Raw genomic sequence first — 18,459 nt, 5'->3', positions numbered from 1 at the left:
ACCCGTGGTTGCCCTGTCCGCGAAAGCCGTCACCAAGCGGTATCGCGACCTCACCGCCGTCGACGGCCTCGATCTCGAGATCGACGACGGCACGGTCCTCGCCCTTCTCGGCCCGAACGGCGCCGGTAAGACCACGACCGTCGAGATGTGTGAGGGCTTCGCCTCTCCCGACGAGGGCACTATCGAAGTCCTCGGCCTCGATCCGGTCGCCGACGCGGCGCGGCTGCGGCCGCGCATCGGCGTGATGTTGCAGGGCGGAGGCGCGTATCCCGGCGCTAAAGCCGGAGAGATGCTCCGGCTCGTCGCCGCCTACTCCGCGAACCCGCTCGACCCCGACTGGCTGCTGAAGACGCTCGGCCTCGCCGACGCAGCGACGGTCGGCTACCGGCGTCTGTCGGGCGGGCAACAGCAGCGGCTCGCGCTGGCATGCGCCATCGTCGGACGTCCCGAGCTCGTCTTCCTCGACGAGCCGACCGCGGGCCTGGACGCGCAGGCCCGCCTGCTCGTATGGGACCTCGTCGACTCCCTGCGCCGCGACGGCGTCACCGTGCTGCTCACCACGCACCTGCTCGACGAGGCCGAGGAGCTGGCGGACCGCGTCGTCATCATCGACCACGGCCGCACCGTCGCCGCCGGCACGCCCACCGAGCTGACGCACGCCGGGTCCCAGAACGAACTGCGCTTCACCGCCGTCCGCGGCCTGGACGCCGCCGGGCTCGCGACCCGGCTCGGCGCGGGTTTCGCCGTCGACGAGACGCAGCGCGGCGGCGCGGACGGCCAGTCCGTCTACGTCGTGCGTGGGCGCGCGGTCACGCCGCGTGAGGTGGCGGGCGTCGCCGCGTGGTGTGCGGGCGAGAACGCCCTGATCAGCAACCTGCACGTGGGCGCCAAGAGCCTCGAGGACGTGTTCCTCGACCTGACCGGGCGCGATCTGAGGGGATGACCATGACCGCACCAGCGCACCGCTTCCGGCCCGGCACGTTCTCACCCCAGCCTGAGGCTGCGGCGCCCGGGCCGATGGTCGCGGCGCAGACCCGGATGGAGCTCACGCTGCTGCTACGCAACGGCGAGCAGTTGCTACTGACGATGTTCATCCCGATCGCCCTCCTCGTGGGGCTGTCACTGCTGCCGATCGGCCATTACGCGGAGACCCGCGCGGACGTATTCGTGCCGGCGATCATGGCCGTGGCCGTGATGTCCACCGCGTTCACCGGCCAGGCCATCGCCGTCGGCTTCGACCGCCGCTACGGGGCGCTCAAACGGCTGGGTGCGACGCCGCTGCCACGCTGGGCGATCATCGTCGGGAAGACGCTCGCGGTGGTCATAGTGGTCGCGCTGCAGTCGGCGATCCTCGGCGCCATCGGGCTCGCGCTCGGGTGGCGCCCGCAGCCGCTGGGCCTCGTGATCGGCGCAGGTGTGCTCGCGCTCGGCGTGTTCGCGTTCGCATCGCTGGGCCTGCTGTTGGGTGGCACGCTCAAAGCCGAGGTCGTGCTCGCACTCGCAAATCTGCTGTGGTTCGTGCTGGCGGCCGTCGGCTCCGTGGTGCTCGTACACCAGCACGTGCCCACGGCGCTGAACTGGGTCGCGCGGTTGGTGCCGTCGGGCGCCCTGACCGAGGCCCTCACACGGGCGACCGACCGCGGCTCGTTCGACTGGTTCGGGATCGCGACGCTGCTGGTGTGGGGCATGGTGGGGACGGCGGCCGCCGTCCGGTACTTCCGCTTCACCGGCTGACCCGACTGGATTCGGAACGGTCAACGACAGCCCGTAGTATGGGCGCGTGCTGTACCGAGGGTTCCTCCGTCTCGTCGATCTCCTCCCGCTCCCGGGCGCGAGGGCGCAGCGGATCATCGCCCTCTGGGTAATCCTGAGCCAGGCGCTCATCGCCGTGACCGGTTCGGTCGTGCGCGTCACCGCGTCCGGCCTGGGTTGTCCGACGTGGCCGAAGTGCTTCGACGACAGCCTCGTCCCGATCCGGCACGAGGACGTTCCGTGGTGGCATCAGGCCATCGAGTTCTCGAACCGGCAGATCGCGGTCTGGATCGTGGTGACGCTGTCCGCCGCCGTCGTGCTCGCCGTCACGCGCGCTCGCCGCCGACGCGAGGTCCTGGTCTACGCGTGGATCATGCCGGCGTCCACTCTCGTGCAGGGCGTCCTCGGCGGTATCACCGTGCTGACGGGGCTCAAGTGGTGGGTCGTCGGCGCGCACATGCTCGCATCGTGCGCGATGGTGTGGCTTGCAGCGACCCTGTACATCAAGATCGCGCAGCCCGACGACGGCGCGCGGAGCGCCGCCGCACCGCCCGTCGCCCGCCGCATCGTCGCGTTGTCGGCAGCCGTCATGGCGTTCGTGCTCGCCGCGGGGGTCATGGTGACCGGGGCCGGTCCGCACGCGGGCGATCGCACCAATCCGGAGGCCATCGACCGGCTTCACTGGTCCATCCCGGCGCTGACCTCGGTGCACGGCGGGCTGCTCGTGGTCTATCTCGTGCTGCTGATCACCGCGGCCTTCGTGGCCGTGCGCGGCGGAGCGTCCGACGCGGTGCGCCGCCGCCTGCGGATCGTGTTCGCCGTCGTGTGCGCACAGGCGCTGATCGGTGTGGTGCAGTACTTCACCAACGTGCCGGCGGTGCTGGTCGTGCTGCACGTCGCCGGCGCGTGCTCCGTGATCGCCGAGACCGCGATCCTGTACCAGGCCATGGCGCCTCGAACGGTGCGGAGCTCCGTTACAGCGACCGAGCCCGGTAGCCGGCCATCAGCCGGAAGTGCTTCGGCTCCTCGGGCGTGACCTTCGAGACCAGATCGCGCACCCACTCCGAGGTCTCGATCCCGGCTTCGGCGGCGACGGCCTCCGCCGTGGGCCGGTCCGCGACGACCTGGTCCCCGAGGATCCCGTCCTCGCCTACGAGGGTGATACGCACGCCCTGCTCCCCCATGTCCTGCAGCACCGCGTTCGCGCCGCCGTGACGTGATGCGAACGCCTTGACGATCTTCACGACGCCGGCGGGCGCGGCCGGGGCAGCCTGCTCAGCAGCGGATGTAGCCTCATCGCTCATGCCGGCAGCCTACCGAGGCGGAATAACGTCCCGGACGCCGAGGTAGTACCTGCCATGCGTGCAATCACGGTCCAGCGGAACGGCGGCCCAGAGGTACTCGAGTACGGGCAGGCACACGATCCGACTCCCGCGCCGGGCCAGGTGCTGGTCCGCGTCGAGGCGGTCGGCGTGAACTTCATCGACACCTACTTCCGCCAGGGCATCTACCCGTCCAAGCCGCCCTACACACCCGGCACCGAGGGGGCCGGCACCGTTGTCGCGCTGGGTGACGGCGTGACCTCCCGCTCGGTCGGGGACCGCGTCGCGTTCGCCGACGGCACCGGCACCTACGCCGAGCTGGCGACCGTGCCCGCCGACCGGACCGTCCGGGTTCCCGACGCGGTCGGATCCGACGTCGCCGCTTCGGTGCTCCTGCAGGGCATGACCGCGCACTATCTCACCCACGATTCATACCCTGTGCAGCCCGGCGACACCGTCCTCGTGCACGCGGGTGCGGGCGGCACGGGCCTGCTGGTCACGCAGATGGCGAAGGGGCTGGGGGCGCGCGTCATCAGCACTGTGTCATCGGACGCCAAGGCCGAGCTCTCGCGCGGCGCGGGTGCCGCCGCGACGCTCCGATACACCGACGACGTCGCCGGTCGGGTCCGCGAGCTGACGGACGGGGCGGGCGTGGCCGCGGTCTACGACGGCGTCGGGAAGGACACGATCCAGGCGTCGCTCGCTTCGGCCCGGCCGCACGGGTACATCATCGCGTTCGGCGCGGCGTCGGGGCCGATCCCGCCGTTCGACCTGCAGCAGCTCAACAGCCACGGCTCGTTGTACATCCAGCGGCCGTCGCTGGGCTCGTACGTCGCCACGCCGCAGGACTTCGAGCGCCGGTCGTCGTTCGTCTTCGACGGGCTGGCGGACGGCACCCTGCGATTCCTGGTGGGCGCTTCGTACCCGCTCGCGGACGCCGCCCGGGCGCACACGGATCTGCAGGCGCGCAAGACCACGGGCTCCGTGGTGCTCATCCCCTGAGCGCAGCGCCCGGACCGCTCACGTCGGGTGCTCGGCCAGGTACGCGAGCACGGCGCGCACTCGACGATTCCCCTCCTCGGGCGGCAGGTCGAGCTTCGCGAACACGGACGCGACGTGCTTCGACACCGCCGCATCCGACACGACGAGGTCCGCGGCGATCTGCGCGTTACCGTCGCCGCGCGCCATCCGCTCCATCACCTCGCGCTCGCGGGGCGTGAACCGGTCGAGGGGTGACGACCGGAACATCTGGGTCACCACCTCGGGGTCGACGACCACGCCGCCGGACGCGACGGTGTCTGCGGCGCGGAGGAAGTCGGCGACCCGGCCGACCCGCTCCTTGAGCAGATAGCCGACACCCCCGCCCGATTCGACCAGCTCCCGCGCGTACGCGCCGGCGACGTACTGAGACAGGACCAGCACGGGCACACCCGCGGTGCCCCTACGCAGCGCGAGCGCCGCCCGAAGCCCCTCGTCCAGAGCGCCCTCGTCGGCACCGGCCCGGGCGGGCATACGAACATCGGTCACGACCAGGTCCGGGGCGTCCGCCGCAACCGAATCAGCCAGTGCGGCCGCATCTCCGACGGCAGCGACCACGTCGTGTCCCGCGCGCTCCAGGATGCGGACGAGCCCCTCGCGCAGCAGTACCGAGTCCTCCGCCAGCACGATTCGCACCAGGTCAGCCTGCCATCCGCCACGCCAGCGTCGTGGGGCCGCCCTGCGGGCTGAAGACGTGCAGTTCGGCACCGACGGTCGCGGCCCGCTCCACCAGGCCCGCCAAACCGGATCCCGCGTCCGGGTCGGCCCCGCCGGCGCCGTCGTCGGTGATCGTCATCCGGATACCGTCGCGGTCCGCGTCGAGCGCGACGGACACCGCCGTGGCCGCGCCGTGCTTGGCGGCGTTGGTGACCGCCTCGCTCGCGGTGAAGTACATCGTCGCCTCGACGGCCGGCGGCAGCCGTAACCCGGGCGACCAGCCCTCCCCGCATACGACGGTCACGGGCAGCGACGGGCCGCCCAGCTCGGCTACGGCAGCCGCGACGCCGCGGTCGGTGAGCACAGCCGGATGTACCCCGCGCACCGCAGCCCGCAGGGAGGCGAGGGCACGGTCGAGCTGCGCCTGCGCGGTCGCCAGCTGGGCGCGCGGCTCGGGTCGCTCCCCCAGCTCGGCCTCCATCTCACCCAGCGTCATGGCCAGTCCGACGAGATCCTGTTGGGGTCCGTCGTGCAGGTCTCGCTCGATCCGCTGGCGCTCGCCCTCGAACGAGTCCACCAGCACACTGCGCGAGGTCTCCAGGCCCGCGACGCGGCGTGCCAGCTCCCCCTGCGTCGGTCCCAGCAGCCACACCGCGAGGCTCGACTCGACGGCCGCGAGCAGACCGTGCAGCCAGAGTCCCACGGGCACCAACAGGAGCCCGGCCACGGCGAGCGGCACGGCCTGCTGGGACGTCGTGACGGTGACCCGCCAGACGTCGATCGGCTCCGAGCGGACGAGCAGCGGCGATACGACCAGGGCGCCGGCCATCGCCCAGAACAGCATCGCCGCCAGGGCCGCCGCGCCGGACAGGGTCGCGATGGCGACGACATACACCGTCTCGCGCCAGGTAGCACCCTCACCCAGCCGCGCTCCGCACCGCTCGATCAACGGCCCCGCGACGGGCCTGTGTGGATCGGCGATGCGCTCGGTCCCGAGCAGCGTGACACGCACTCGGTCCAGTCTGCCGAGGATGTACGCCCACAGCGGCAGCAGCGGGATGAGCAGTATCGACAGCACCAGGCCCGCTGTGATCGCGGCCAGGACGGCCGTGACGAGGCTGTAGGCGACCGCGCGCCAGGGACGCGACGAGTCGAGGTAGTCGATGGGGTGCGCGAGCGGGCGCCAGACTGCGCCGAGATCCGGCTCGGGATCGGTGGTGGTGTCCATACCGAAGACGCTAGGTGCGCGCGGCGGCCGCGTCGGTGGGGTGCGTGCGAGACTCCGAGGTGGAGCCAGGTCTACCCCGCCGCGTCACCAGCCGAGTAGGTGGCCGATGGTGGGAGTGTTGAGGATCGAGTCGACCGACAGGGCTAGAAACAGCACCGCTAGGTAGTTGTTCGACTGTAGGAAGACCTTGAGCGGCTTGATCTCCTGACCGGCCTTGGTCCGGCTGTACAGGCGGTGCACCGCGAACAGGAACCAACCGCCACATGCGAGGGCGGCGACCGCGTACACCGCGCCGGCCGCGGGCACTACGGCGAGCGTCGTGATCACGGTCGCCCACGTGTACCAGACCATCTGCCGAGCGACGGTGGTCTCCGGCGCAACCACCGGCAGCATCGGGACCCCGGCGGCCTTGTAGTCCTCGCGATAGCGCATGGCGAGGGCCCACGTGTGCGGCGGCGTCCAGAAGAAGATGACGAGGAACAGCACGACCGCGGGCCACCCGATGTGGCCCGTCGCCGCGGACCAGCCGACCAGCGTAGGCATACAACCGGCGGCGCCGCCCCACACCACGTTCTGCGAGGTACGCCGCTTCAGCAGCATCGTGTAGACGAACAGGTAGAACGCGATGGTCACCAGGACCAGCACGGCCGAGAGCACGTTCGCGCGCCATGCGAGCCAGGCGAAGGACGCGGCGGTGAGCACGAGCCCGAAGATCAGGGCGTGCCGCGTCGGCACCGCCTGACGCGCGAGGGGCCGCTGCTCGGTGCGCTTCATCTTCTTGTCGATGTCCGCGTCCGCGACCATGTTGAGCGTGTTGGCCGCCGCCGCCCCGAGCCAGCCCCCGAACAGGGTCGACAGGATCAGTGGGAGGTCTACGTGGCCGCGATCCGCCAGGAGCATCACCGGGATGGTGGCGACCAGCAACAGCTCGATCACCTTGGGCTTGGTGAGGCCGATGTATGCGAGGACGGTCTGCCGGATACGGCCGACCGAGCCCGACGGTGCCGGAGCCGCGGCGGATCCACCTGTCCCGGGCGCGTCGAAACCGTGCCCGAGCTTCTCCACCATCCGTACCCGCTTCTCTTGACGCGCGCCGACTCTCGGCGCGCCTGCACGCCTCGCGGCGCACCCGATCGACAGACCTTCGGTCTACTACAGAGCATGGTAGACCCTCGCCGTCAGGATTCATGAATCCAGTGGTCGCACGCGCACTGTGCGGCACGTCTGTGCCGAGTAGGCTCACTGGTTGGAATCGCCACTGCGAACAGGAGAGTCTGCAACCCGTGACTGCCACCCCCGAGATCGAAGCCCTCACCGCCTCCGCACACCCCGCGGACTGGACCGACATCGACTCGCGAGCAGTGGACACCGTCCGTGTCCTTGCGGCCGACGCCGTGCAGAAGGTGGGCAGCGGCCACCCCGGCACCGCGATGAGCCTGGCGCCGCTCGCCTACACCCTGTTCCAGCGGACGATGGTCCACGACCCGTCCGACACGCACTGGATCGGCCGCGACCGGTTCGTCCTGTCGTGCGGCCACTCGAGCCTCACCCTCTACCTGCAGTTGTTCCTGGGCGGCTTCGGCCTCGAGCTCTCCGACATCGAGGCCCTGCGCACCGAGGGCTCGCTGACGCCGGGCCACCCCGAGTACCACCACACCAGAGGCGTCGAGATCACCACCGGGCCGCTCGGCCAGGGGCTCTCGTCGGCCGTCGGCATGGCGTTCGCGTCGCGCTACGAGCGCGGCCTGTTCGACCCCGACGCCGCCCCCGGGGAGAGCCCCTTCGACCACTTCATCTACGTGATCGCCTCGGACGGCGATATCGAGGAGGGCGTGACGGGCGAGGCGTCGTCGCTGGCCGGGGTCCAGGAGCTCGGCAACCTGATCCTGTTCTACGACGACAACCACATCTCGATCGAGGACGACACGTCGATCGCACTGGGTGAGGACGTGGGCAAGCGCTACGAGTCGTACGGCTGGCATGTGCAGTACGTCGAGAGCGGCGAGAACGTCACCGGCATCGAGGAGGCCATCGCCGCGGCCAAGGCCGTCACCGACAAGCCCTCCATCATCGTGCTGCGCACCATCATCGGCTTCCCCGCGCCGAAGAAGATGAACACCGGCGCCGCGCACGGGTCCGCCCTGGGCGACGAGGAGGTGGCCGCCACGAAGAAGATCCTCGGCTTCGATCCCGACAAGAAGTTCGAGGTTCCGAACGAGGTCATCGAGCACACGCGCGGGCTCGTCGAGCGCGGCCGCAAGGCCCACGCCGAGTGGGACACGCGGTTCGACGCGTGGGCGGCGGCGAATCCCGAGCGCAAGGCCCTGCTGGACCGCCTCACCGCCGGCGAGCTGCCCGACGGCTGGGACGCGGATCTGCCCAGCTGGTCGACCGGCGACAAGCCGCTTGCGACGCGCGCAGCGTCGGGCGCCTTCCTCGCCGCCGCGGGCCAGACCCTCCCCGAACTGTGGGGCGGCTCGGCCGACCTGGCGGGCTCCAACAACACGACCATCAAGGGCGCGGAGTCGTTCGGGCCCACCTCGATCGCGACGTCCACCTGGAACGCTCAGCCGTACGGCCGCACGCTGCACTTCGGCGTCCGCGAGCACGCGATGGGCGCGATCCTGTCCGGCATCGTGCTGCACGGCCCGACCCGTGCGTACGGCGGTACATTCCTGCAGTTCTCCGACTACATGCGCGGCGCCGTGCGGCTCGCCTCACTCATGGACATCCATCCGATCTATGTGTGGACGCACGACTCGATCGGCCTCGGCGAGGACGGCCCGACGCATCAGCCGGTCGAGCACTACGCGGCACTCCGCGCCATCCCCAACCTGTCGCTCGTGCGTCCCGCCGACGCCAACGAGACCGTCTACGCATGGAAGACGACACTCGAGGGCACGTCGTCGACGGGGCCCGTCGGCCTCGCCCTGACCCGTCAGGGCGTTCCCATCCTCGAGGGCACGTCCGCCGAGGGGGTCGCGCGCGGCGGCTACGTCCTCGTCGACACCGATGGCACCCCTGACGTGCTGCTCATCGGCACGGGATCCGAGGTGCAGTACGCGGTAGGCGCGGCCGGGTTGCTCGCCGAGAAGGGCATCAAGGCCCGCGTGGTCTCCCTGCCCTGTTTCGAGTGGTTCGACGCACAGGATCAGGCCTACCGGGACTCGGTGCTCCCACCTGCCGTGACCGCCCGCGTCTCGGTCGAGGCCGGGATCTCGATGCCCTGGTGGAAGATCCTCGGCAGCCACGGCCGCGCTGTGGCGCTCGAGCACTACGGGGAGTCGGCCTCCGACAAGGTGCTGTTCGCCAAGTACGGCTTCACGGCGGACAACGTCGCCGCGAAGGCCGAGGAGTCGATCGCTTCTGCGCGCGGCTGAAACCCAGTACGCCACCCCCCAGTTACGTCCATAGAGAACCGACAGGGAAGAAGACCGAACATGTCGCAGAACCCCAATCTCGCCGCCCTGCATGCCGCCGGAGTCTCCGTGTGGCTGGACGACCTGTCCCGTGACCTGATCAAGTCGGGCGGGCTCGCCGAACTGACCCAGACGAAGTCGGTCACCGGCGTCACCACGAACCCGTCGATCTTCCAGGCCGCGCTGTCGAAGGGCACCGCGTACGACGGGCAGGTCGCAGAGCTCGCGCAGCGCGGAGCCGATGTCGACGCGACCGTCCGCACCGTCACCACCGACGACGTCCGCGAGGCGTGCGACGTCCTCGCCCCGGTGTACGAGCAGACCGGCGGCGTCGACGGCCGCGTTTCCATCGAGGTCGACCCCCGCCTGGCGCACGACACCGACCAGACCGTCGTGCAGGCCGTCGAGCTGTGGAAGATCGTCGATCGGCCGAACCTGCTGATCAAGATCCCCGCCACAGTCGAGGGCCTGCCCGCGATCACCCGTGTGCTCGCCGAGGGCATATCCGTGAATGTGACGCTGATCTTCTCGGTGGCGCGCTACCGGGAGGTCATCGACGCCTATCTCGCGGGCATCGAGGAGGCGAAGAAGGCGGGCCACGACCTGTCGCGGATCCACTCCGTCGCGTCGTTCTTCGTCTCCCGCGTGGACACCGAGATCGACAAGCGCCTGGAGGCCCTCGGTTCCGACGAGGCGAAGGCGTTGCGCGGCAAGGCCGGCCTGGCGAACGCGCGCCTGGCGTACGTGGCCTACGAGGAGTCCTTCAACGGCACCGACGGAGTACGCCCCGAGGACGGCGCCTCCGATTCGGCGGCGCGGTTCAAGGCTATCGGCTCGGGCGCCACCAAGCAGCGACCGCTGTGGGCGTCCACCGGCGTGAAGAACCCCGACTACCCCGACACGCTCTACGTGGCCGACCTCGTCGCACCCAACACGGTCAACACCATGCCCGGCAAGACGATGGACGCGTTCGCCGACCACGGCACGCCGAAGACCGACTCCATCGTCGGGCGGGGCGACGAGTCCGAGGCCGTGTTCGGCGCGCTGGAGCAGGTCGGCGTCGACCTGGCCGACGTGTTCCGGGTGCTCGAGGACGAAGGCGTCGACAAGTTCGAGAAGGCGTGGAAGGAGCTCCTCGACGCCACTGCGGAGCAGTTGAAGGCACAGGCCTGATGGCGGACTCCCCCGACGGGGCGCCGGAAGACTCGTGGAGTAACCCACTCCGGGAGCCGCGCGACCGGCGCCTCCCGCTCATCGCGGGACCGTCGTCGCTCGTGATCTTCGGCGTCACCGGCGATCTGGCCCGCAAGAAGCTCATGCCGGCCGTGTACGACCTCGCGAATCGCGGCCTGCTGCCGCCGAGCTTCGCACTCGTCGGTTTCGCGCGCCGGGATTGGGACCACGAGGACTTCGCCGCCATCGTCCGCGACGCCGCGAAGGAGCACTCCCGCACACCATTCCGAAAGGACGTGTGGGACAGGCTCTCCGAGGGCTTTCGCTTCGTACAGGGCAGCTTCGACGACGACGACGCCTTCGATAAGCTCGCGGCCACGCTCAAGCAACTGGACACCGAGCGCGGCACCGGCGGCAATCACGCGTTCTACTTCTCCATCCCGCCGGGCGCGTTCCCGACGGTGCTGCAACAGCTGAAGCGCTCGGGGCTGGCCGACCAGAGCGAGTCGTCCTGGCGCCGCGTCGTGATCGAGAAGCCGTTCGGTCACGACCTCGAATCCGCGAAGCAGCTCAACAGGATCGTCAACGACGTCTTCCCCGAGCAGTCGGTGTTCCGCATCGACCACTACCTCGGCAAGGAGACGGTGCAGAACATCCTCGCCCTGCGCTTCGCGAACCAGTTGTTCGACCCCGTGTGGAGCAGTCACTACGTGGACCACGTGCAGATCACGATGGCCGAGGACATCGGCCTGGGCGGGCGCGCGGGCTACTACGACGGCATCGGCGCCGCGCGGGACGTCATCCAGAACCACCTGATCCAGCTGATGGCGCTGGTGGCGATGGAGGAACCCACGAGCTTCCACCCGTCGGAGCTGCAGGCCGAGAAGATCAAGGTGCTGTCGGCCGCGAAGCTCGCCGAGCCCCTCGATGAGACGACCGCACGCGGGCAGTACGGGCCGGGCTGGCAGGGCAGCGAGGAGGTCGTCGGGCTGCTCGATGAGGAGGGCTTCTCGAAGGACTCCACCACCGAGACCTATGCGGCCATCACCGTCGAGGTGGACTCGCGGCGGTGGGCCGGGGTGCCCTTCTACCTGCGCACGGGAAAACGCCTGGGGCGCAGGGTCACCGAGATCGCGCTCGTGTTCAAGCGCGCGCCTCATCTGCCGTTCGACGACACGATGACCGAGGAGCTCGGTCAGAACGCCCTGGTCATCCGCGTCCAGCCCGACGAGGGCGTCACCCTGCGGTTCGGTTCCAAGGTGCCGGGCTCGTCGATGGAGGTCCGCGACGTCAACATGGACTTCTCGTACGGCACCGCGTTCACCGTAAGCTCTCCCGAGGCATACGAGCGCCTCATCCTGGACGTGCTGCTCGGGGTGCCTTCGCTGTTTCCCGTGAACGACGAGGTGGAGCTGTCCTGGCGGATCCTCGACCCGGTCATCGGGCACTGGGCGGCCGGCGGTCGTCCGGAGGAGTACGAGTCAGGTACCTGGGGACCCGAAAGCGCGGACGAGATGCTCGCCCGCACAGGAAGGACGTGGCGGCGACCATGATCGTGGACCTTCCCGACAGCAGCACTGCGGCGGTCAGCAAGAAGCTGATCAGCCTCCGCGAATCCGGCGGCGCGGTCACCATCGGCCGCGTCCTGACGCTCATCGTGTCCGCGGAGGAGGGCGAACCGACCGAGACGGCGATAGAGGCCGCGAACGATGCGTCGCGCGAGCACCCGTGCCGCGTGATCGTGATCGCGCGCGGCTCACGCTCCGAGCGCTCCCGGCTGGACGGGCAGATCCGCGTCGGCGGCGACGCCGGTGCGTCCGAGGTGGTCGTTCTGCGCCTGTACGGACCACTCGCCGACCATGCCGACTCCGTGGTCGTTCCGTTCCTGCTGCCCGACACCCCGGTGGTGGCCTGGTGGCCGGGGCGGGCCCCTGCCGTGCCCGCGGACGACGGGCTGGGCCGCCTCGCTTCCCGACGGATCACCGATGCGGGCAAGAGCGTCGCCGCGGGAGAAGGTTCCCGCTCAGCGCTGACGGCACGGCGCGACGGCTACCGGCCCGGCGACTCTGACCTGTGCTGGTCGCGTATCACGCCGTGGCGCGCGCTCCTGGCGTCCGCCCTCGACCAGCCGCCCCACGGTCCGATCACGGCTGCGCGGGTGTCCGGACCGGCAGGCAACCCCGAGATCGACCTGCTCGCGGGATGGCTGCGCGCTCAGCTCGGGGTGCCCGTCCAGCGCCTGGTCGGCAGCTTCGAGGTGCGCCTGTCCCGCGGGGAACGCACGCTGACGCTCGCCGTCGACCAGAACAACACCGCCGTGATCAGCCGTCCGGGCCAACCCGACGGCCGGGTCGCGATCGCGCGCCGCGACATCAGCGACTGCGTCGCCGAGGAGCTGCGCCGCCTCGAGGACGACGTGATCTATCAGCTCGCCCTCGCGGGCGTGCCCGAGGTCGAGGAGGCCGCATCGTGACCACCGTGAAGATCTTCCCGGACTCCCCCGCCCTGGCAGCGGCGTCCGCGGACGACCTGGCGGCGCTCATCGCCGCCGCGCAAGAGGCACGCGGCTTCGCGTCCATCGTGGTGACCGGCGGCTCGAACGGCATCGCGATCCTGCGCGAACTGCGGCGGGCCGCGGTGGACTGGTCGCGCGTCGACGTGTTCTACGGCGACGAGCGGTTCGTGGCCGACGGCCACCGCGACCGCAACGATGTCCAGGCCGACGAGGCCCTGTTCTCGCATGTGCAGGGCCCGCGACTGTTCCGATATCCAACATCCGACGAGTTCGGCGGCGACATCGCGCTGGCCGCCCAGGTATACGCTAAGCGGCTGTCGGACAACGCATCCGAGCGCGGCTTCGCCGGACCACTGCCCACCTTCGATGTGCACCTGCTGGGCATGGGCCCCGAGGGTCACATCAACTCGCTGTTCCCGCACACCGACGCGGTGCGCGAGAAATCACGACTCGTGGTTCCAGTGACCGACTCACCGAAGCCCCCGCCGAAGCGCCTGACACTCACCCTGCCGGCCGTCGCCTACGCGCGGCAGGTGTGGTTCCTGGTGTCCGGTGAGGCGAAGGCTCAGGCCGTCGCCGCGGGCGTCGGCGACGCGGATCCCGACGACTGGCCGTGCGCCGGTGCCCACGGTATCGACGACACCGTCTGGTACATCGACAAGGCCGCGGCGGCCGAGTTGCAGTCCTGACCGTTCCGACGCATCCATCGCCCGCCCACACGAACGGGGCCGACGGCATCAGCGGCGGATGTGGTCATCGCTGCTCGATGACGATGGTCGGGATCCCCAGCGCGGGGTCCTTCACGGTGGCGACGCGAGTGCCCGGCTTGCGGCCGGTGCGCACCTCGCTCACCGTTACGCCCTCCGCTGTGAGGCGGGCGTGAGTCGCGTCGATATCGGCCGTGCGCCAAGCGGTTCCCCACAGGGCGTCGTCGCCGTACGGATCGCCGTCCTGGATCACGACCTCCACCAACAGCGCGGCGCGGCGGAGAAACAGCTGATGCACGCCCCAGTCCTGCACGCGGTCCAGGCGCAGGTCGAACCCGAGCCGGCCACACATCGTGGCGATCGTGCGGTCGGCATTCGGGGACAGCAGGACCAGATGGTCGAGACCCACGACGTCCGACTCCCCGTCCGATGCTCGGTCCTGCTCGCATTCTCGGGATTCCGGCCCGACGACGCCGAGTGTCAGCCCGTGCACAGCCGCCGGGTGGTACCGGCCGCCGTCGGCGACCGCGAGCCCCCGCCGACGGGTGAGGCGGACGGCACCGCCTGTATCGTCCGCCTCACCGATCAGCAGTCCCGATGACGACGCCCATTCGGGCAGCCCCACAACGAGTTCCACGCCGCCCACCGTGATCGCGGGCCCCGGCGGCTTGCCCAGCAGCCGGGCGTGCGCTTCGCGAGAGGTCTCGGGCACATCGAGGATGACGGCGTCGCGGGCCGGGACGGCATCTACTGGCGGTTCGGTCACGCGCCCATCCTGCACTACGTACCGCTACCCGCGTCTGCACCGGCGGCTTCAGGCGGGCCGGACTGCGACGCCGCCTTCCATCCGTCGCCGACGGCCTTGACGACCGCCGTGGGGGCTGCCCCCGCGACGGCCTCCCGGGCCGCGGCGCCCGTGGGCACCGCCGATGCGGCGCGGCTCAACCGAGTTGCGAGTTCAGCGCTCGGCGAAGGCGCGGCGGCGACGCGCCGGGCGAATCCGGACGCACCCTCGAGGCCCGCCGCTACCCGCCCGAGTCTCTCCGTGACCCGGGCGAGTGTGCCCACATGCGAGGTGAAGGCCTCGAGTCTCGGCGCCAGCGCGGCCAGCTTCGACGTGACCTTCTCCCCGAGGGCGGCGGCCCGAGCGGTCGCGATCTGCATCCAGGTCGCGACCGACGAGCCCGCGGTCGGAACGGACGACGCCACCGCGGCCGCGCATGTGACGCTGAGCCACGCTGCGAACTCAGCGAGCATGTCGCGAATGAGGTTTCGTGTCTCCAGTACCAGAGTGCCGGCGATCCGGATCCCGACCGCAGCAGCCCTGGCCGCGATCGCGACGGATCCGAGCCGTTCGGCGAGCCGGCGGCCCGCGTCGCGATAGGCGTCCGCCGCGTCACCGGTCCAGATCCCCCTCGTTCCCTCGACCGTATCGGCCAGCGACTCCCCCGCACGCCCGAGCGGAACGGCGACCTGCTCGGACCACGCGGCACAGGTCGCCTCGATCGCCTGCGCGTCACCCGCCAGCCAGTCGAGCGCATCCCGCAGGACCGGGACGTGCTCGAACACCCAGCCCCAACCGCCCGCCACGATCGTCCCGACCGGATCGGCCACCGCGGCGGAACCGGCCGTGGACAACGCCATGCCCGCGGACACTCCGCCCGTCCAGTCGCCGCTGGCGACCGCGCCGGCGGCGCCCTCGACCGCCTCTACCACCGGGATGCCGTCGGCGAGCCCCACCGCGCCGCTCACGGCGCCCCCGAGCCCGCCGCCGCGCGAGTCAGGCCGTCGGCCCCGGCACCGTCGGCGGCGGACAGCAGGGCCAACGTCCGCTCCAGACCACCCGAATACTCGATGAGGTCGGCCACCTGACGCGATACGGCACCGTCGATCGCCCCCAGGCCCCCGTTTACCGCTTCTGTCAACGCCCCGAAGAGCGTCCCCATCGCGGTCGAGTCCAGCCTGGAGTGTGCCGCGGTCGCGGCCCCCTCCGCCAGGACCGCCACGCCGTCCAGACGGCCCTGGCGCTCACGCATGGCGTCCGAGTCGAGTGTGAAGTCCATGAATCCCCCTCCGTGCCGACGAGTGGGGCCGTGGACGCTCCCCTCTCGCCCACGGCCCCGCATGCCTCCTCGACGCGCTCCCAGCCCGGGGCCCTCGGACCGGCTGGCCTGCGTCGCGGATCTGCGAGAACACACAGCCCCACCTGATCGGCCGACGCGCTTGCGGCCCCTGTGTGTCCCGCAACAATTAGACGCGCGGGCGCGCTGTTCGGTTCCCCTCGGTTTCGGGAAGAATCCGGGACGCGCTACCATCGCAAATACATGCACTGGTGATTGTTTTTCGCCGATTCCTTCGCAGAGAGGTGACCGCTATGGCCCGACGCCGTTCGAGCTGGATGAACGAGGAGATGGACCAGCTCCGCGAGATGGCTGACGCCTTCCTCGCCAAGGAGCTGACGCCCAACATCGAGAAGTACGCCGAGCAGCACCACGTCGACCGCGACCTGTGGAACAAGGCCGGCGAGCTCGGGCTGCTGTGCCTCTCGATCCCCGAGGAGTACGGGGGCGGCGGCGGTGACTTCCGCCACGAGGCCGTGCTCATCGCCGCGCAGGCCCAGGCGTTCGACACCTCCTGGGGCGTCTCGCTGCACAACGGGATCGTCGCGCACTACCTCCTGTCCTACGGCAGCGAGGAGCAGAAGAAGAAGTGGCTGCCCAAGATGGCGTCCGGCGAGGTGGTCGGCGCGATCGCGATGACCGAGCCCGGCACCGGCTCGGACCTGCAGAACGTCAAGACCCGCGCCATCAAGCAGGGCGACGAGTACGTCGTCAACGGGTCCAAGACGTTCATCACCAACGGCCAGCAGGCCGACCTCATCATCGTGGTCGCCAAGACCGACCCCAGCCAGGGTGCCTCCGGCATCTCGTTGGTGCTCGTCGAGGGCGACCGCGAGGGTTTCCGCCGCGGCAACGTGCTCAACAAGATCGGTCAGAAGGGTCAGGACACGTCCGAGCTGTTCTTCGACGACGTCCGTATCCCTGCCTCGAATCTCCTGGGGACCGACGAGGGTCAGGGCTTCTACCAGTTGATGCAGCAGCTGCCCCAGGAGCGACTGATCATCGCGCAGGCGTGTACCGCCGGCATGGAGGTCATCTTCGAGGAGACCCTGCGCTACACCAAGGAGCGCGAGGCGTTCGGCCGGCCCATCTTCGGCTTCCAGAACACCAAGTTCAAGCTCGCCGAGGCGATCACCGAGACGACCGTGGCCCGGGTCTTCGTGGACGACTGCATCGAGAAGCACGTCAAGGGCGAGCTCGACATCCCGACGGTCGCGATGGCCAAGTGGTGGACGTCCGACCGTGCGCAGCAGGTCGCGAGCGAGTGCTTGCAGTTGTTCGGCGGCTACGGGTACATGGCCGAGTACCCCGCGGCCCGCTTCTGGGTCGACAACCGCGTGCAGATGATCTACGCAGGCACCAACGAGATCATGAAGGAGATCATCGCGCGCACCCTCTAGCGCGATCTCACGCGAGAGCGCCGGCCGTCCCCGAGTGGGGCGGCCGGCGCTCTCGTCTGGAATCGGCGTCCGTGGTCACTACCTGGGTGTGCCGGGTGCGCCCACGTCGGTGATCAGCCAGTCCCGCGCCCCGTCCAGCGTGATGACGTATTGGACGGTAGACGAAGACCCCTGCGCAGCAGCCGATGACACGGTCCGAATGTGCATGAACACGTCGACGACCGCGGTGAGCCCCTTGGCCTGCCTGCGCACGGCGTCCGGCTCGCCGGTCACCGTCGACACCCACTGCATTCCGGTGACGAGGCTGGTCATCGCGCCGAATGTGCCCTCCAGCCTGGCCTTCAACTCGGGCGAGGTATGCCACACCACCGCGGACTTCCACGCATCGATCCGCCGGTAGTCGATCGCTGCGGCACCTCGCGCATAGCGCACGGCCACCTGGTCGGCGCGGCCGTAGTCGGGCGTGATGGCCACAGCTCGGCCGACCACGGCGCGCGAACCGATCTGCACGCCGACGTACACGAACGTCGCCGCGGCCGCCAGAGCGACCACCATCGCCCCGACGACGACCGCGGTCACCACACTCCCCCCGCGCTGCGGCGGGTGACCGTAGCCCGTCATCTCTCGATCGGTGCAAGCGGCCGCTGCACAGCCGGGATCGCGAGGGCGACGACGCCCCGGGCGAGCCCCTTGAGGACGTCGACGTTGTCGAAGTAGTCGCGCCACAACGTGATCCGACCGTCCGACACGTCGAATCGCCCACACACCCAGAACCGGATGCGCATCGGCCCGATGCGCAGCTCGTCGATCCGCTCTGTGAGGACGGTGCCACCGTCGGCCGCTATCGACGTCAACTGCACGTCGAACCCGAGAGCCGGGCGATCGAGCAACGCGATGACGCGCCCGGCCCTGCGGCGGCCACGTAGCGTCGCGAGCCCGACGTTGGTATATACGACGTCGTCGTCGAAGGCCGCGATCGCCGCGTCCACGCGGCCTGCCGCCATATCGGCGAGGAAGCGGGTCACGACGTCCTGATCTGCCTGGATCCGAGTAGTCATGACCCAAGAGTAGAGACGATTTCCCGTCCGTCTCGCAAAACTTGTCGCACCGCCGGAATACCATCGTTTC

At 70.0% G+C, this 18,459-nt stretch carries 19 protein-coding genes; 10 read left to right on the top strand and 9 right to left on the bottom strand.

All coding sequences use genetic code 11. The annotated features are described in order from the left end of the window. Nucleotides 1–4 precede the first annotated feature (4 nt). The 3 genes from P0W64_RS01930 to P0W64_RS01920 are packed head-to-tail and all read left to right on the top strand — an operon-like array spanning nucleotide 5 to nucleotide 2,788. Nucleotides 5–943, top strand: coding sequence for an ABC transporter ATP-binding protein (locus P0W64_RS01930; protein WP_275478365.1), 939 nt, complete (start codon nucleotides 5–7; stop codon nucleotides 941–943). A gap of 2 nt (nucleotides 944–945) precedes the next feature. Then, entirely contained in the window at nucleotides 946–1,734 is a 789-nt protein-coding gene (locus P0W64_RS01925) for an ABC transporter permease (RefSeq protein WP_275478364.1), read from the top strand. Between the two features lie 46 nt (nucleotides 1,735–1,780). Next, nucleotides 1,781–2,788 carry a COX15/CtaA family protein gene (locus tag P0W64_RS01920; protein WP_275478363.1) on the top strand — a complete coding sequence of 336 codons (1,008 nt, stop codon included), beginning with the start codon at nucleotides 1,781–1,783 and terminating at the stop codon, nucleotides 2,786–2,788. Here P0W64_RS01920 and P0W64_RS01915 read toward each other — a convergent pair. After that, a complete protein-coding gene (locus tag P0W64_RS01915) occupies nucleotides 2,727–3,056 on the bottom strand; it encodes a hypothetical protein (RefSeq protein ID WP_275478362.1) in 330 nt (109 codons plus the stop codon). The genes P0W64_RS01920 and P0W64_RS01915 overlap by 62 nt on opposite strands. 54 nt (nucleotides 3,057–3,110) lie before the next feature. Between P0W64_RS01915 and P0W64_RS01910 the strand changes: the two genes are divergently transcribed. Further along, entirely contained in the window at nucleotides 3,111–4,076 is a 966-nt protein-coding gene (locus P0W64_RS01910) for a quinone oxidoreductase (RefSeq protein ID WP_275478361.1), read from the top strand. A gap of 18 nt (nucleotides 4,077–4,094) precedes the next feature. Here the strand turns inward: P0W64_RS01910 and P0W64_RS01905 are convergent, their stop codons facing one another. The 3 genes from P0W64_RS01905 to P0W64_RS01895 all read right to left on the bottom strand — a co-directional run bounded on the left by P0W64_RS01905 (nucleotide 4,095) and on the right by P0W64_RS01895 (nucleotide 7,065). Next, nucleotides 4,095–4,748, bottom strand: coding sequence for a response regulator transcription factor (locus P0W64_RS01905; protein ID WP_275478360.1), 654 nt, complete (start codon nucleotides 4,746–4,748; stop codon nucleotides 4,095–4,097). A gap of 4 nt (nucleotides 4,749–4,752) precedes the next feature. Then, the gene (locus P0W64_RS01900; protein ID WP_275478359.1) at nucleotides 4,753–5,997 is read right to left on the bottom strand and encodes a sensor histidine kinase; all 1,245 of its coding nucleotides are present in this window, start codon (nucleotides 5,995–5,997) and stop codon (nucleotides 4,753–4,755) included. Nucleotides 5,998–6,081: 84 nt separating this feature from the next. After that, complete coding sequence (locus tag P0W64_RS01895; protein ID WP_275478358.1) at nucleotides 6,082–7,065, bottom strand: heme o synthase; 984 nt, start codon at nucleotides 7,063–7,065, stop codon at nucleotides 6,082–6,084. A gap of 215 nt (nucleotides 7,066–7,280) precedes the next feature. On the opposite strand from P0W64_RS01895, the gene tkt reads away from it, so the two are divergent. From tkt to pgl, 5 genes are read left to right on the top strand one after another with little or no spacing between them, the layout of a single operon-like run. Next, the gene (gene tkt / locus P0W64_RS01890) at nucleotides 7,281–9,377 is read left to right on the top strand and encodes a transketolase (RefSeq protein ID WP_275478357.1); all 2,097 of its coding nucleotides are present in this window, start codon (nucleotides 7,281–7,283) and stop codon (nucleotides 9,375–9,377) included. 60 nt (nucleotides 9,378–9,437) lie between these two features. Further along, nucleotides 9,438–10,589 carry a transaldolase gene (gene tal / locus P0W64_RS01885; RefSeq protein ID WP_275478356.1) on the top strand — a complete coding sequence of 384 codons (1,152 nt, stop codon included), beginning with the start codon at nucleotides 9,438–9,440 and terminating at the stop codon, nucleotides 10,587–10,589. Next, entirely contained in the window at nucleotides 10,589–12,142 is a 1,554-nt protein-coding gene (zwf, locus tag P0W64_RS01880) for a glucose-6-phosphate dehydrogenase (protein ID WP_275478355.1), read from the top strand. Before tal ends, zwf begins: the two co-directional genes overlap by 1 nt. Beyond that, nucleotides 12,139–13,062 (top strand): glucose-6-phosphate dehydrogenase assembly protein OpcA, encoded by a 924-nt coding sequence (gene opcA / locus P0W64_RS01875; protein WP_275478529.1) that lies wholly within the window; start codon nucleotides 12,139–12,141, stop codon nucleotides 13,060–13,062. The genes zwf and opcA overlap by 4 nt, the downstream gene beginning before the upstream one ends. After that, nucleotides 13,056–13,793, top strand: coding sequence for a 6-phosphogluconolactonase (pgl, locus tag P0W64_RS01870; RefSeq protein WP_275478528.1), 738 nt, complete (start codon nucleotides 13,056–13,058; stop codon nucleotides 13,791–13,793). Before opcA ends, pgl begins: the two co-directional genes overlap by 7 nt. A 64-nt stretch (nucleotides 13,794–13,857) precedes the next feature. Here pgl and P0W64_RS01865 read toward each other — a convergent pair whose 3' ends face one another. Genes P0W64_RS01865 through P0W64_RS01855 form a run of 3 tightly spaced genes read right to left on the bottom strand, consistent with a single transcriptional unit; the run spans nucleotide 13,858 to nucleotide 15,874 of the window. Further along, the gene (locus P0W64_RS01865) at nucleotides 13,858–14,577 is read right to left on the bottom strand and encodes a VOC family protein (protein ID WP_275478354.1); all 720 of its coding nucleotides are present in this window, start codon (nucleotides 14,575–14,577) and stop codon (nucleotides 13,858–13,860) included. 14 nt (nucleotides 14,578–14,591) lie between these two features. Then, entirely contained in the window at nucleotides 14,592–15,563 is a 972-nt protein-coding gene (locus tag P0W64_RS01860; protein WP_275478353.1) for a hypothetical protein, read from the bottom strand. Further along, a complete protein-coding gene (locus P0W64_RS01855) occupies nucleotides 15,560–15,874 on the bottom strand; it encodes a hypothetical protein (protein ID WP_275478352.1) in 315 nt (104 codons plus the stop codon). The genes P0W64_RS01860 and P0W64_RS01855 overlap by 4 nt, the downstream gene beginning before the upstream one ends. Before the next feature lie 311 nt (nucleotides 15,875–16,185). Here P0W64_RS01855 and P0W64_RS01850 point away from each other — a divergent pair, with 311 nt between their 5' ends. Beyond that, a complete protein-coding gene (locus tag P0W64_RS01850; protein ID WP_275478351.1) occupies nucleotides 16,186–17,331 on the top strand; it encodes an acyl-CoA dehydrogenase family protein in 1,146 nt (381 codons plus the stop codon). 78 nt (nucleotides 17,332–17,409) lie between these two features. Here P0W64_RS01850 and P0W64_RS01845 read toward each other — a convergent pair whose 3' ends face one another. Continuing rightward, nucleotides 17,410–17,952 carry a hypothetical protein gene (locus tag P0W64_RS01845; RefSeq protein ID WP_275478350.1) on the bottom strand — a complete coding sequence of 181 codons (543 nt, stop codon included), beginning with the start codon at nucleotides 17,950–17,952 and terminating at the stop codon, nucleotides 17,410–17,412. Continuing rightward, nucleotides 17,949–18,389, bottom strand: a complete 441-nt coding sequence (locus P0W64_RS01840) for a limonene-1,2-epoxide hydrolase family protein (protein WP_275478349.1) — start codon at nucleotides 18,387–18,389, stop codon at nucleotides 17,949–17,951. Before P0W64_RS01840 ends, P0W64_RS01845 begins: the two co-directional genes overlap by 4 nt. Nucleotides 18,390–18,459 lie beyond the last annotated feature (70 nt).

The sequence above is a fragment of the Tsukamurella sp. 8F genome (assembly GCF_029167375.1).
Classification (GTDB): domain Bacteria; phylum Actinomycetota; class Actinomycetes; order Mycobacteriales; family Mycobacteriaceae; genus Tsukamurella.
The sequence above is the reverse complement of the archived record's forward strand: the minus strand, read 5'-3'. Positions and strand labels throughout refer to the sequence as shown.